The organism is Streptomyces sp. NPDC051315 (genome assembly GCF_044455165.1).
In the GTDB taxonomy this organism is placed as follows: domain Bacteria; phylum Actinomycetota; class Actinomycetes; order Streptomycetales; family Streptomycetaceae; genus Streptomyces.
In genome coordinates this window covers 214,325-226,705 of the sequence record NZ_JBITEN010000002.1, presented here as the reverse complement: position 1 = coordinate 226,705, position 12,381 = coordinate 214,325, and the positions used below count along the sequence as shown (strand labels likewise).

Here is a 12,381-nt window from a genome sequence, read left to right as displayed (position 1 = left end):
CCGACAGGAGATCGCCCGCAGCTGGTCGTCAGCCCGCTCACCGCCAAGACCCACGTCAGCCGCACGATGGTGAAGCTGGGCGCGTGCGACCGGGTCCAACTCGTCGTGTGCCGGCCTACGAGTCGGGGTTGGTGCGGCCGGGCTGACCGCCATCGGCGCGGAAGCGCACCAGCACGCTCACCACCCGGGCGGCGAACACCACGGCCGCGAGCACGCTCCCGGCCCGCAGCGACCATGTCTCGACGAGGTCCGGAAGGCGGAACAGCAGCGCCGGGCCGGCGACCGCCCCGAAGAGTACGGCCGCGGCGAAGGCCGCGCTGAACAGCGCGTACCCGATCTCGATGGTGACGGCATCCCGCTCGGCCTGTGTGCGCCGTCCCCCGTGAACGCTCATCCGGCAAGTCTCACAGGCGTGCGCCCGGCGGGCAACCGGCCCGCCGGGCGCACACGGAGACGACCGGTTAGTCGCGGACCGGTACGCGTTCCGCCTTCGCCTCGTCGAGGGCGGACTCGGTGGACCGGGCGACCACGACCGACTGCGGGGCGCCGGCGCGGCGGGCGCGCAGGCCGGGCAGGGTGATCAGGAGGCCCAGGGCGGCGATCGCGGTGACCACCGTCAGGCCGGGCCGGTAGCTGTCCAGGACGGCCTGCGGGGTGGGGTCGGCCGGGGCGCCCGCGGTCACCACCGCCGTCACCACGGCCAGGAAGATCGCGCCGCCCACCTGTACGGAGGTGTTCAGCAGGCCCGAGACCATGCCCTGCTCGTGGTCCTGCACACCGTTGGTGGCCTGGATGTTGAGCGAGGGGAAGACCAGCGCGCAGGCCGCGCCGATGAGCAGCATGCTGGGCAGGATCACGGCCGCGTAGACCGGGTCCAGGTCGACCCGCAGGAACAGCGCGTAGCCCACGACCATCAGGGCGAAGCCCACCGCGATCAGCCGCGGGGTGCCGAACCGGTCGACGATCGAGCCGACCTTGGTCGAGGAGAGCGCCACCAGCGCGCCCGCCGGGAGGAAGGCCAGCGCCGTGTGCAGTGCCGACCAGCCCAGCAGTGTCTGCATGTAGAGCGTGGCGAGGAACTGGAAGCCGACGTACGAGCCGAAGAAGGTCATCGCGCCGAGCTGGGCGCGGATCTGGCTCCTGGAGCGCAGGACGCCGAGCCGGATCAGCGGGCCTGCCGAGCGCCGTTCGACGCGGACGAAGACGGTCAGCAGCACGGCGACGGCGAGGAAGGACAGCAGTGTGCGGGCGGACGTCCAGCCCGCCTCCGGTGCCTGGACGACGGTGAAGACCAGCAGCAGCATCGACGCGGTGCCGAGGACGGCGCCGGGGATGTCGTAGCCGTTGTGGCCCTGTTCGCGTTCGCTGCGCGGCAGCAGCTTCAGCCCCGCCAGCAGGGCGATCAGTGCGATCGGGGCCGGCAGCAGCATGGTGAGGCGCCAACTGGCCTCGGTGAGCAGGCCGGAGAGGACGAGGCCCATGGAGAAGCCGGTGGCGGCGCAGGTGGTGTAGATGGAGAGGGCGCGGTTGCGCAGCGGGCCCTCCGGGAACGTCGTGGTGATGATCGACAGGCCCGCGGGGGCGGTGAAGGCCGCGCTCAGGCCCTTGATGAACCGGCTGGCGATCAGCAGCGGACCGGAGTCGACGAGCCCGCCGAGCAGCGAGGCCAGCGCGAACACCGCCAGGGCGACCAGGAAGACCTGGCGCCGGCCGAGCAGGTCGGCCGTGCGGCCGCCGAGCAGGAGCAGACCGCCGTAACCCAGGATGTAGCCGCTGACGATCCACTGCAGCGTCGAGGTGGACAGGCCGAGGTCGGAGCCGATGGACGGCAGGGCGACGCCGACCATCGACACGTCCAGCGCGTCCAGGAACATCGCCGCGCAGAGCACCAGCAGGGTGCCCCACAGTCGCGCGGTCCAGCGAACCTCCGGCACGGGGGACGTGGTTGAGGAGAGCGGAGAGGTCATGCCGCAGAGGCTTCCATGCGTATGCATCGAATGCAAGCGCATTTAATTCCGGTGCAATGAATCCGGTTCTCTGCTACGGTGCGGCCCATGGCGGCGAAGAAGGCCGAACAGGCTCTCGTGGAACAGTGGCGGGACATCCTGGCGCTGCACGCGCGGACCCAGTGCGAACTGGACCGCGCGCTGCACCGGCACGGCCTGTGCGCGAGCGACTTCGAGGTCCTCGACGTGCTCGCCGGGGGAGCGCCCCCGGACGGTTCGTGCAGCTTCCGCGTGCAGGAGATCGCCGAGCGCGTCCATCTGAGCCAGAGCGCGCTGTCGCGACTGATCGCCCGGCTGGAGAAGGACGGCCTGGTCGAGCGCGCCCTGTGTCCCGAGGACCGCAGGGGCGTCCGCGTGGCGCTCACCGGGAAGGGGCGCGCGCTGCACGGCGAGGTGCTGCCGGTGCAGCGCGCGGTGCTGACGCGGATGCTCGCGAACTGACGGGCGGTCTTCGGTCCGGCCGGCGTCGCCCGCCGGTCAGTTCCAGGTCACGGCGGACTTCTCGCGCCACAGGTCGGCGAGCGCCGCGTCCCCGGTGGCAGCGGGGAACGGCAGCCTGTTCCACAGCGCCAGATACAGCTGCGCCGCCGTCCCCGTCACCTCGCAGTCGGCGTCCCCCGCGCCGTCCCGTTCCGTCACGGGCGGCTCGGGCGACAGGCGTACGGTCCACACCGCGTCGTCGGTGTCGGTCGCCCGTACCCGCAGGACCCGGGGTGTCTCGGTGCGGACCTTGCTCTTGGCGCGCGCGTGGAAGGCGCGCAGCAACTCGTCGATGCCGTCCGCCGCGAAGGCGGGGGCGAAGGAGGCGGCGCTCTCCTCCGGCGTCGTACCGCGCGCCGACTCCGCGTCCACGCGGTGCACGGCCGTCTCGTGCGCCTGCCGCCTGGCCCAGAAGGCGAGCGGCGAGGGCGCGGTCAGGAAGTGCCAGCACTCCACGTCCGGCGGGGCGGAGTCCAGGGTGTCGACGAGTCGCCGGTGCCCCTCCCGGAACCAGTCCAGCAGCGCGGTGCCGTCGAGGTCCGGCAACCCGCCTCCGGGGTGGGGGGAGGTGCGGCGCTCGGCGACGAACGACGTCGCCCAGCGGTGCACCATCCCCGTGTGCCGCAGCAGGTCCCGCACCTGCCAGTCCGGGCAGGTCGGGATTTTGGCGTCGGGGCCCGCCGCGGCCGCGGCGGCGGCGAGCGACCGGCCCTCCTGGCCGAGGAAGCGGATGAACTCGGCGGTCTCCATGCGGTGAGTGTGCCGGATGGAGTGCGCTCGACGCGAGGAGCGGCCGATCCGTCCCGGGTCCCGGGGGACGGGGGGCCGCCGTCCGCTCACCTCACGGCGCGCGGCGGATGGTAAGGCCGATCAGGGCCGCGACCGCCGCGAGCGCGGCCACGCTCGTGAGGGCGACGGGCAGGGAGAACCAGTCCGCCATGAAACCGATCGCCGGCGGCCCGAGCAGCATCCCGCCGTAGCCGAGGGTGGAGGCGACGGCGACCCCGGTGGGGCCGGCGAGGACGCCCGCGCGTTCCACGGCGACGGGGAAGAGGTTGGCGAGCCCGAGTCCGGTGACGGCGAAGCCGACCAGGGCCACCCATGCCACGGGCGTGAGGGAGGCGACCAGCATGCCGGCCGCCGCGGTCGCCCCGCCCGCCACGACCGTACGCGTACGGCCGAGACGCTGGAGCAGTGTGGTGCCGGTGAGCCGGCCGACGGTCATGGCGAGCGCGAAACAGGAGTAGCCCGCGGCCGCGAGCCCGGGCGAGGAGCCGAGGTCCTGCTGGAAGTGAAGGGCACCCCAGTCGGCGAGGGCGCCTTCGCCGTAGGCCGTGCAGAGGGCGATCAGGCCGAAGACGATGACGAGTCGCCGGGTGCGGGGGCTGAGGCGGCGGGGCGGTGCGGTGGAGTGCGTACGGCGGCCTCCGGGTGTCCGCGGGACGGAGCCGGCGTCCGCCGCGGACGCCTGCCGCACGGCTTCCGCGTCGCCTGCGGGCGCCTGCCCGGCGGCGTCGCCCGGCGGCCCGGGCGGCGTCGACCGCAGCAGCGTCGGACCCGCCAGCGCGGTCACCAGCAGGCCGATGACGCACAGCCCGAGCAGATGGCGCGCGGGGGAGACGGAGTCCGCGACCAGCCCGCCCAGACCGGCGCCGATCATCCCGCCCAGGCTGAAGGCCGCGTGGAACGTGGGCATGATCGGCCGGTTCAGGGCGGCCACCAGATCGACGGCGGCGCTGTTGAAGGCGACGTTGATCCCGCCGTACGCGGCGCCGAAGAGCAGCAGGACGGCGCCGAGGGCGGGCGCGGAGCGGGTGAGCGGGGGGAGGGTGACGCTGAGGGAGAGGAGGACCGCGCAGACGACGGTGACACGGTGGTTGCCGTAGCGGTGGCAGAGGCGGCCGGTGAGCATCATCGTGACGACCGCTCCGGCGGAGACTCCCAGCAGGGCGAGGCCGAGGGTGCTGGCCGAGGCGCCGGTGCGTTCCTTGATGGCGGGGATGCGCACTACCCAGCCGGCGAAGACGAAGCCGTCGAGGGCGAAGAAGACGGTGAGGGCGATCCGGAGCCGGCTGAGGGTGGTGCCCGGCACGGCGCTGTGCGTTCGGGCTTTGTTTATGAGCGGCACAAAGTCAGGCTAGGTGGCGGCCGAGGGCCGGGCAAGGGTGTTCCCGGGCCGGTGCGCGGCGCCTCGGGCCGGTCGTCGCCGTCCTCGGTGCCCGGCCGGTGAGGAGCGCTCCGGGCCTCAGCCACCCGGTCCGTCCCCGCTTCCGGCCCGTCCGCCGGACCGCAGCATCTGGCTCGCGGCCAGCTCACGGTAGAGGGCGCTGCCGGACAGCAGCTCCTCGTGGCGCCCACCGGCGGCCACCCGGCCGTCGTCCAGCACCACGATGTGGTCGGCGTGCTGCACGGTCGACAGGCGATGGGCGATGACCAGCACGGCGCACTCCCGCGCGACGTCCTTCATGACCGTGGTGAGCGCGGATTCGTTGACCGCGTCCAGGTGCGAGGTCGGCTCGTCCAGCAGCAGGAGCGACGGCCGGGCCAGCAACGCGCGGGCCAGGGCGACGCGTTGGCGTTCTCCGCCCGACAACGTACTGCCCCTCTCGCCGATCACGGCGTCCAGGCCGTCGGGCAGCCGGTCGACGACCTCCTCGAGCCGGGCCAGCTCCACCACGCGCCGGATCTGCCGTTCCGCGGCGTCGGGCACGGCGTAGGCGATGTTGTCACGCAGGGTGCCGTGCACGACATGGGCGCTCTGGTCGACGACGGCGATACGGGCGCGGCACGCGGCCCGGCCCAGCTCGGTGGCGGACCGTCCACCGAAGAGCACGGTGCCCGCGTCCGGCTCGTAGAACCGCGCCACCAGGGCGAACACCGTGCTCTTGCCGGCTCCGGAGCGGCCCACGAGCGCGACCTGCTGACGCTGCGCCACGGTGAAGGAGACCCCGCGGAGCACCGGCCGCCCCGGGTCGTAGCCGAACCGGACGTCGCGCAACGCGAGGACGGGCCGGGCCGGAACGCGCTCCGCCGGCCGTTCGCGGGCCGGCCCGGCCGCCGGCCGGTGCGGGCGCGGCACGGGCGCGCGCGGCTCGGGGCCGCGGGGTCCGGTCGGCTCGACGGGCAGCCGGAGCGCCTCCTCGATGCGCTGGTAGGCGCCCATGCCGCGCTGGACGAGGCCCACGGCGTGGAAGACGGACGACAGCGGCAGGACGAGGTACGAGGCGTACAGCAGGAAGGCGACGAGATCGCCCAGGGAACCGGTGTGACCGCTGACGCGCAGCCCGCCCACCACCAGGACGACCAGGAAGGAGCCCTGTACGGCGAGTTCGACGGCCGGACTCATGACGGAGGCGAGCTTCGCGGTGCGGACCCCCGCCCCGTAGGCCGCGTCGACGCGGGTGCCGATCGCGGCCGCCTCACGCTCCTCGGCACGGTGCACACGGACCATCGGCAGGGCGCCGAGCGCACGTTCCAGGTCGGCGGCGAGGGCGCCGAGCGCGTTCTGCATGTGCTCGGACGCGTGCCGGATCCCCTTGAGCAGCGAGGCGACGACCACCGCCGCCACCGCCACGGTCACGGCGACCAGACACAGCAGCACGGGGTCGAGCCACGCCATGAGCACGAGCGCCCCGGCGGCCGCCAGGCTCCCCGTCACCAGATCGACGAGGGCCTGCGAGACGACCTCCCGCAGCACGGTGGTGTCCGTGGTCACCCGCGAGACGAGGTCGGCCCCGCGGTGCCGGTCGTACTCCCTCATCTCCAGCCGGAGCAGCCGTCCCACCAGGCCGTGCCGCAGCTGCCGTACGACACCCTCCCCCATGCGGTCCAGGACGAAGTGGCCCACCGCCGCCGTCGCCGCCTCGGCGACGAACAGCGCGCCCAGCAGGGCCAGCGCGGGCCAGAGGACCTGCCCGCGGCCGCTCGCGTCCACGACGTGCTTGGCGAGCAGCGGCTGGGCCAGCCCCAGGGCGGAGCCCGCGAGGGTGAGGACGGAGGCGACGGCGACGGGCCCCCGGTGCCCGGCGGTGAGCCGGTACATCGTGGTCACCGCCGTCCGGGTGGACCTGTCCCGGCCGTCGGTGGGCACCGGCTTCCGGACGGGTGCCGTCCCCGGGACGGGGGCGGTGGCGCCGGTCATCGGTCCGTCGGCCCCGGCAGCGGGGCGACGGCCATCAGCCGGGCGAAGTACCCGTCCGGCACGCCCTCGCCGACGGGACGGCCGTCCGCCTCGATCCAGGCGTGCGCGGTGAACGGCGGGACGACCCGCACCCCCGTGCACCAGGTCGGCCATGTCCCGCCGAGCCGGCACAGCAGGGCCGCCCCCAGGGAGCGCGGCAGACACCCCTTCGGTCCCACGCAGGTGAGGCTGACGGCACACAGGGCGTCCCGAGCGTTCCGGGCCTGCTCGGCGGTGGCGGGCGCGGCGCCGCGCCGCAGCAGGCCGAGCACGGCGCGGATGCGGCGGGGCGGCAGGAGGGCGAGCGCGAGGGCCGGGAGCAGGACGAGGCGGGCGGTGACGCGCCGGGCGAGGGGGACACCGGTGGGGCGCTCGAGTGCGCTCGGGGTCGTCATGAGGCCAGCCCGGAGCCGCGCAGTTCCCCGACGAGCGTCTCGACGTCCGACAGGGCCTGCGACGGGGTGATGTCGAACTCCCGGACCAGGGCGGCGGCCGCGTCGGCTTCCTCGCCGCCGTCCAGCAGGGTCCGCACGACCAGGGTGGCCGTCGGGTTCAACTCCCAGTAGGTGCCGCTGTGTTCGTCCAGAAGAACCGTGCCGTACCGGGTTTCGGCCGTGGAGACGTCGGCATGGAACCGCAAGGGCATGGCGGGACCACCTTTCTGACGGTGTGCGTTCCGGGGGAGGCGTCGAGCCGGTCGTCGAGGCGGGGGCCGGGACGGGAAGATGCCGGTCGGTCGGGGTTCGGGGGCGGGAGGGTGTCAGTCGGCCGGGACGCGGCTGCGGGTGAGTCCCCGCAGCCACACCTCGGCGGCGATCGTGGAGTAGAGGATGGCGTCGGACAGCCCTCGTGAGGCGGGCCGCCGGGCGAGGTGGCGCAGCACCGCGCCGTCCACCAGCCCCAGCTCCGCCAGCCGCGAGTCCTCCCACAGCGCCAGCAGGTCGGCGCGGTGCTCCCGCAGTCCGTTGGAGGCGTCCATGGAGGCGGTCGCCTTGTCGGCGCGTCGCAGACAGACGTCGGGCACGACCCCGCGCATCGCGGTGGTCAGGACCGGCTTGTACCGCCAGGGCGTGACGCGCTCGCCGGGCCGGACGGCGAGACACGCCTCGATGACGCGGTCGTCGAGGAAGGGGGAAGCCATCGGCAGGCCGGCCCGGGCCGCCATCCCGTCCCACTGCCGGATGACCCGGGCGCACGAGCGGATCTGCTCCAGGTCGCTGTGCAGGCCCCGGTCCGGATGGAGCGGTGCCGCGGTCGCCGCGGCGGTGAGCAGCGCCCGCCGGGCCATCCGCTCGGCATCGGGCGTCACCCAGTCGAAGACGCGTGGTGCCATCCCCCAGCCGAGACCGGTGGCGACCGACGACGGTGACGGGTGGCGCAGCCGGGCCGCCGCGTCGGCGAGCCACTGCCCGTACGGCCGGGAGTCGGCGAGCGCGCGGACGGTGCCGCCCAGGGGCCACTGCCACAGTGCCCGGAAGCCGCGCAGCCGGCGCAGGGCGAACAGCGGCCGGGTGCGCGCCAGCCGGTGGTAGTACGCCTCGGAGCACCACGCCACGTGGTCGCCGCCGATGCCGGTCAGGTGCAACCGGCTGCCGCGCGCCGCCAGGCCGGGCAGGTGGTGCAGGACCCGGGAGCGGTCCATGACACCGATGGTGGGCTCGTCGAGCAGGTCGTCGATGCCCAGCAGGTCCTCGTAGACCAGCGGGGAGGCGTCGGCCTCCCAGACCACGTGCTCGACGTCCGGGAGGTGCTCGACGGCCCGTTCGGCCCAGTGCAGGTCCGTGTCCGCGGGGTCCCGTCCGGGCCAGGTGCCGGCCACCACGCGGGCGGGGGAGCGGTCGGCCAGGAAGCAGACCGTGGTGGAGTCCAGGCCGCCGGACAGGTCGCAGCTCACCGTGCCGCCCTGCCGGGTCCGCGCGCCGACGGCTTCCTCCAGCGCCTCGCGGATGACGGGCGCCGCCGCGGCGAGGGGCCGCACCGGCTCCGGAGGCGCCCACCACCGGCTGTGCCGTGCGGTGCGCCCGTCCGCGGCGACGATCACGGCGTCCTGCGGGGGTACGGCGGTGACCGCACTCCACAGGGAGGTCTCGAACAACGGATAGGGGGCGGGCCACAGCAGCCGGACGGCCAGTTCCGCCGCGTCCGGTTCGTGCCCCAGCGCGGCGGCGAGCAGGTCCGCCCGGGTGGCGGCCACCCGTACGCCGTCGATCTGCGCGTGGAACACCAGGCGCAGTCCGGAGGCGGTGCCCTGGGCCCTGACCTGTCCGTCGAGAGCCGCCACGAGGTGGAAACTGCCGGGCAGGGAACGGGCCAGCGCGTCGAGTTCGGCGAGGTCGCGCAGTCGGGCTGCTCGTCGGCGCAGTTCGTCGGCTCCGATCGGACAGCAGCCGATGACGGCGAGCGAGGCCGTGCCCGCACGAGCCGTGACCACGTCGTCGTCGTGCCAGCGGCCGACGAGCCAGGGCCGGCCGGACGCGTGCCTGAGGGTGCGGGTTCCGGGGTGGGCGAAGGAGCGGGCCACGGCGGCCGCGTCCGCGCGGTCGGTGAAGACCGCGCAGTGCGCGTCGCCGGGGCCCGTCCCCGCACTCGCGTGCAGTTCAGTCATGACGTCGGGTCAGGCACCGTCGGTCGTCAGTTCTTGCTCAGGATCAGCCGGTCGTTGCCGGAGCGCCCCAGGAGCCCGGTCTGCTTCCTGAACGTGCCGAGCCGGACGAGCGTCGGTGCCTCGTAGGCCTTCTTCATGACCACTCCTCACTTGCGGGATGCGTCCGCCTCCCTGGGCGGCGGCTTCCGGGTCGCCGGAAGGCCGGGCCCGGCCGGGGCCATGGGGCCTCGCGGCGAGGAGAGCGGCGCAGGGCCCAGTTAGCGCCGGAGTGCGCGGGTGCGACAAGACCGATCGCGAAGCTCGGATCATATGCAGAACTGGCGCGTCTTCTCGGGGGAGTCGCCTTCGTCCCGGGCCCGCAAAGGGAGGCGCGCGGCCGGAAAAGGGCTGGCACGCCCGTGCGAAGAATCGTTTCCATGTGGGGATGGGTATGTGCCCTTGACTCTTGCCGGAAGCACGTGACGCCGATCGGAGGGCAGAGTCGCCGGGGCGCAGTCGGGGGGCGCGCGGTGCGGGTTCCCGGGAGTGGCCACTTACGAACCTCCACACCGCATACACGAATTTTTTACTTGCTTAAGTCAATTAATGGGCCTTAGGGTCGGGAGGTCGCGCACACCCGCACCCCCCACGGAGGCCCGGCCCATGTCCCACGCGCACCACGGCCCGCCACGGACGGAGAAGGTCCCCGCCTCGCGGGCCGGTCTCGTCGTCGCGGTCCTGGCCTTCGGCGGGATCGTGGTCTCGCTGATGCAGACCCTGGTGATCCCGATCGTCCCCGAGCTGCCGAAGCTGCTTAACGCCTCGGCCTCGGACGCGGCGTGGGCGGTCACCGCCACGCTGCTCGCCGCCGCCGTCGTCACCCCTGTTACGGGCCGGCTCGGCGACATGTACGGCAAGCGCCGGATGCTCCTGGTCAGCCTGGTCATGCTGGTCGCCGGGTCGGTCACCGCCGCCCTCAGCGACACGCTGGCCCCGATGATCGCGGGCCGGGCGTTGCAGGGGCTGGCGTCCGGGGTCATCCCGCTCGGCATCAGCATCATGCGCGACGAACTGCCCGCCGAGCGGCTCGGCTCCGCCACCGCGCTGATGAGCGCCTCCCTCGGGGTCGGCGGCGCGCTGGGGCTGCCCGCCGCCGCGCTCATCGCCGACCGCTTCGACTGGCACACGCTGTTCTGGACGTCGGCCGCGCTCGGTGTCGTCGCCGCCGTGCTCGTGCCGCTCATCGTGCCGGAGTCCGCGGTGCGCACCGGCGGGCGGTTCGACCTGGTGGGCGCGGCCGGGATGGCGGCCGGGCTGGTCTGCCTGCTGCTGGGCGTCTCCAAGGGCGCCGACTGGGGGTGGACCAGCGGCACCACGCTCGGTCTGTTCGCCGCCGCGGTCGTCGTCCTGTCCCTGTGGGGCCTCTTCGAACTGCGCGTCGCGCAACCGCTGGTGGACCTTCGGACCACCGCCCGCCGACAGGTGCTGGTGACCAACCTCGCCTCGATGGCCTTCGGGTTCTCCATGTTCGCGATGTCCCTGGTCCTTCCGCAGCTCCTGCAGTTGCCTGAGGCGACGGGCTACGGTCTGGGCAGGTCGCTGCTGGACGCGGGCCTGGTCATGGCCCCCGCCGGCCTCGTGATGATGGCCATGGCGCCGGTGTCCGCCGCGCTCTCCAAGGCGCGGGGCGCGAAGGTGACCCTGATGCTCGGCGCCATGATCGTCGCCGCCGGGTACGGCCTCACCGTCGTGCTGATGGACGCCGTGTGGCAACTCGTCCTGGTGTCCTGTGTCATCGGTGCCGGGATCGGCTTCGCCTACGGCGCCATGCCCGCGCTCATCATGGGCGCGGTGGACCCTTCCGAGACGGGCGCCGCCAACAGCCTCAACACCCTGATGCGGTCCATCGGCACCTCCACCGCCGGCGCCGTCGCCGGGGTGATCCTCGCCCGGATGACCACCCCCTTCGGCACCACGGCCCTGCCCTCCGAGAACGGCTTCAAGGTCGTCATGGCCGTCGGTTCGGGCGCCGCGCTGCTCGCCCTCCTCGTCGCCGCCTTCATCCCGCGGCAGCGGACGGCCGCCGCCCCGGCGCCCGAGGACGCGGGTGAGGGTGCGGGCGCCGGCGAGCGGGGTGCGGGTGCTCCGGAACCGGTGAGCCGCGACCGGGGCACGGGCGCCCCGAAGACGGCCACCACCGAAGTGCCGGAACAGGCCGTGGGCGCCGCCGTCGCCATCCCGCTGGCCCGTGCCGTCGCGGAACTGGTCGCCACCGTCCCCGGACTCACGGACGACGGCCCGGCCGGGGGCGGGCACCCGGTGCGCGGCCGGGTGCGGGGTGCGGAGGAGGTGCCGGTGGGCGGTGCCGTCGTCACCCTGGTCTCGACGGCGGGACGGCAGTTGGGCCGCTCGGTCGCCGGGTCCGACGGTTCCTACGCGGTCGAGACGCCGGGGCAGGGGACGTACGTGCTGATCGCCTCCGCCGACGGACACCAGCCGCAGGCGACGACCGTCGTGGTCGGCGCCGAGCCGGTGACGTACGACGTGCTGCTCACGGGCAGCAGCGGGCTCGCCGGTGTGGTGCGGTCGGCGGAGAGCGGGGTGCCGGTCGCCGGGGCGGTCGTCATCGTCACGGACGTCCGGGGCGATGTGCTGACGACCGTACGGACCGACGGCAGCGGCGAGTTCGCCGTCGGCGACCTGGTGCCGGGGGCGGTGACCCTCGCGGTCAGCTCGCCCAAGCACCGCCCGCTGGCCCGGTCCGTCGAGATCGGCGCCACGGGGATCACCCGGGTGGACGTCGAGCTGCGGCCCGGTGCGCAGGTGCGGGGCACCGTGCGCGGGGCGGGCGCCCCGCTGGGCGACGCGCGAGTGACCCTGGTGGACGCCGCCGGCAACGTCGTCGCGAGCACGACGACCGGGAGCGACGGCGCGTACGCCTTCTCCGACCTGGACGGCGGCCAGTACACGGTCATAGCCACCGGCTACCCGCCGCGCGCCGAGGGCGTGAGCGTGTCCGGCGACATCGACGGCCACGACATCGAACTGGCCCACGCGGCCGACTAGGCCCTGCCCGGCCGGTCTTGGCGCATCAGCCCTGGGCGTCCGGTGCTCCGCGTCGGACGCCGCAG

The 12,381-nt window shown here is 74.1% G+C and carries 11 protein-coding genes; 2 read left to right on the top strand and 9 right to left on the bottom strand.

Going from position 1 to position 12,381, the window contains the following annotated elements:
* Positions 1–115 precede the first annotated feature (115 nt).
* Positions 116–394, bottom strand: coding sequence for a DUF6332 family protein (locus ACIBBD_RS04235; RefSeq protein WP_399417743.1), 279 nt, complete (start codon positions 392–394; stop codon positions 116–118).
* Between the two features lie 67 nt (positions 395–461).
* Positions 462–1,967 carry an MFS transporter gene (locus ACIBBD_RS04230; RefSeq protein ID WP_399417742.1) on the bottom strand — a complete coding sequence of 502 codons (1,506 nt, stop codon included), beginning with the start codon at positions 1,965–1,967 and terminating at the stop codon, positions 462–464.
* Between the two features lie 87 nt (positions 1,968–2,054).
* Between ACIBBD_RS04230 and ACIBBD_RS04225 the strand changes: the two genes are divergently transcribed.
* Entirely contained in the window at positions 2,055–2,447 is a 393-nt protein-coding gene (locus ACIBBD_RS04225) for a MarR family winged helix-turn-helix transcriptional regulator (protein ID WP_399417741.1), read from the top strand.
* A gap of 36 nt (positions 2,448–2,483) precedes the next feature.
* Here the strand turns inward: ACIBBD_RS04225 and ACIBBD_RS04220 are convergent, their stop codons facing one another.
* The 7 genes from ACIBBD_RS04220 to ACIBBD_RS04190 form a co-directional block, all read right to left on the bottom strand.
* The gene (locus tag ACIBBD_RS04220) at positions 2,484–3,236 is read right to left on the bottom strand and encodes a maleylpyruvate isomerase family mycothiol-dependent enzyme (protein WP_399417740.1); all 753 of its coding nucleotides are present in this window, start codon (positions 3,234–3,236) and stop codon (positions 2,484–2,486) included.
* Positions 3,237–3,327: 91 nt separating this feature from the next.
* Positions 3,328–4,578, bottom strand: coding sequence for an MFS transporter (locus tag ACIBBD_RS04215; RefSeq protein WP_399417739.1), 1,251 nt, complete (start codon positions 4,576–4,578; stop codon positions 3,328–3,330).
* Positions 4,579–4,731: 153 nt separating this feature from the next.
* Complete coding sequence (locus ACIBBD_RS04210) at positions 4,732–6,627, bottom strand: ABC transporter ATP-binding protein (RefSeq protein WP_399417738.1); 1,896 nt, start codon at positions 6,625–6,627, stop codon at positions 4,732–4,734.
* Positions 6,624–7,061: a lasso peptide biosynthesis B2 protein gene (locus ACIBBD_RS04205; RefSeq protein ID WP_399417737.1), complete on the bottom strand. Its 438-nt coding sequence runs from the start codon at positions 7,059–7,061 to the stop codon at positions 6,624–6,626. The genes ACIBBD_RS04210 and ACIBBD_RS04205 overlap by 4 nt, the downstream gene beginning before the upstream one ends.
* Complete coding sequence (locus tag ACIBBD_RS04200; protein WP_399417736.1) at positions 7,058–7,312, bottom strand: lasso peptide biosynthesis PqqD family chaperone; 255 nt, start codon at positions 7,310–7,312, stop codon at positions 7,058–7,060. Before ACIBBD_RS04200 ends, ACIBBD_RS04205 begins: the two co-directional genes overlap by 4 nt.
* A gap of 114 nt (positions 7,313–7,426) precedes the next feature.
* Positions 7,427–9,271, bottom strand: a complete 1,845-nt coding sequence (locus ACIBBD_RS04195) for a lasso peptide isopeptide bond-forming cyclase (RefSeq protein WP_399417735.1) — start codon at positions 9,269–9,271, stop codon at positions 7,427–7,429.
* Positions 9,272–9,297: 26 nt separating this feature from the next.
* Positions 9,298–9,408 (bottom strand): keywimysin-related RiPP, encoded by a 111-nt coding sequence (locus tag ACIBBD_RS04190; protein WP_389972686.1) that lies wholly within the window; start codon positions 9,406–9,408, stop codon positions 9,298–9,300.
* A gap of 505 nt (positions 9,409–9,913) precedes the next feature.
* Between ACIBBD_RS04190 and ACIBBD_RS04185 the strand changes: the two genes are divergently transcribed.
* Entirely contained in the window at positions 9,914–12,316 is a 2,403-nt protein-coding gene (locus ACIBBD_RS04185; RefSeq protein ID WP_399417734.1) for an MFS transporter, read from the top strand.
* The last annotated feature ends 65 nt before the right edge of the window (positions 12,317–12,381 follow it).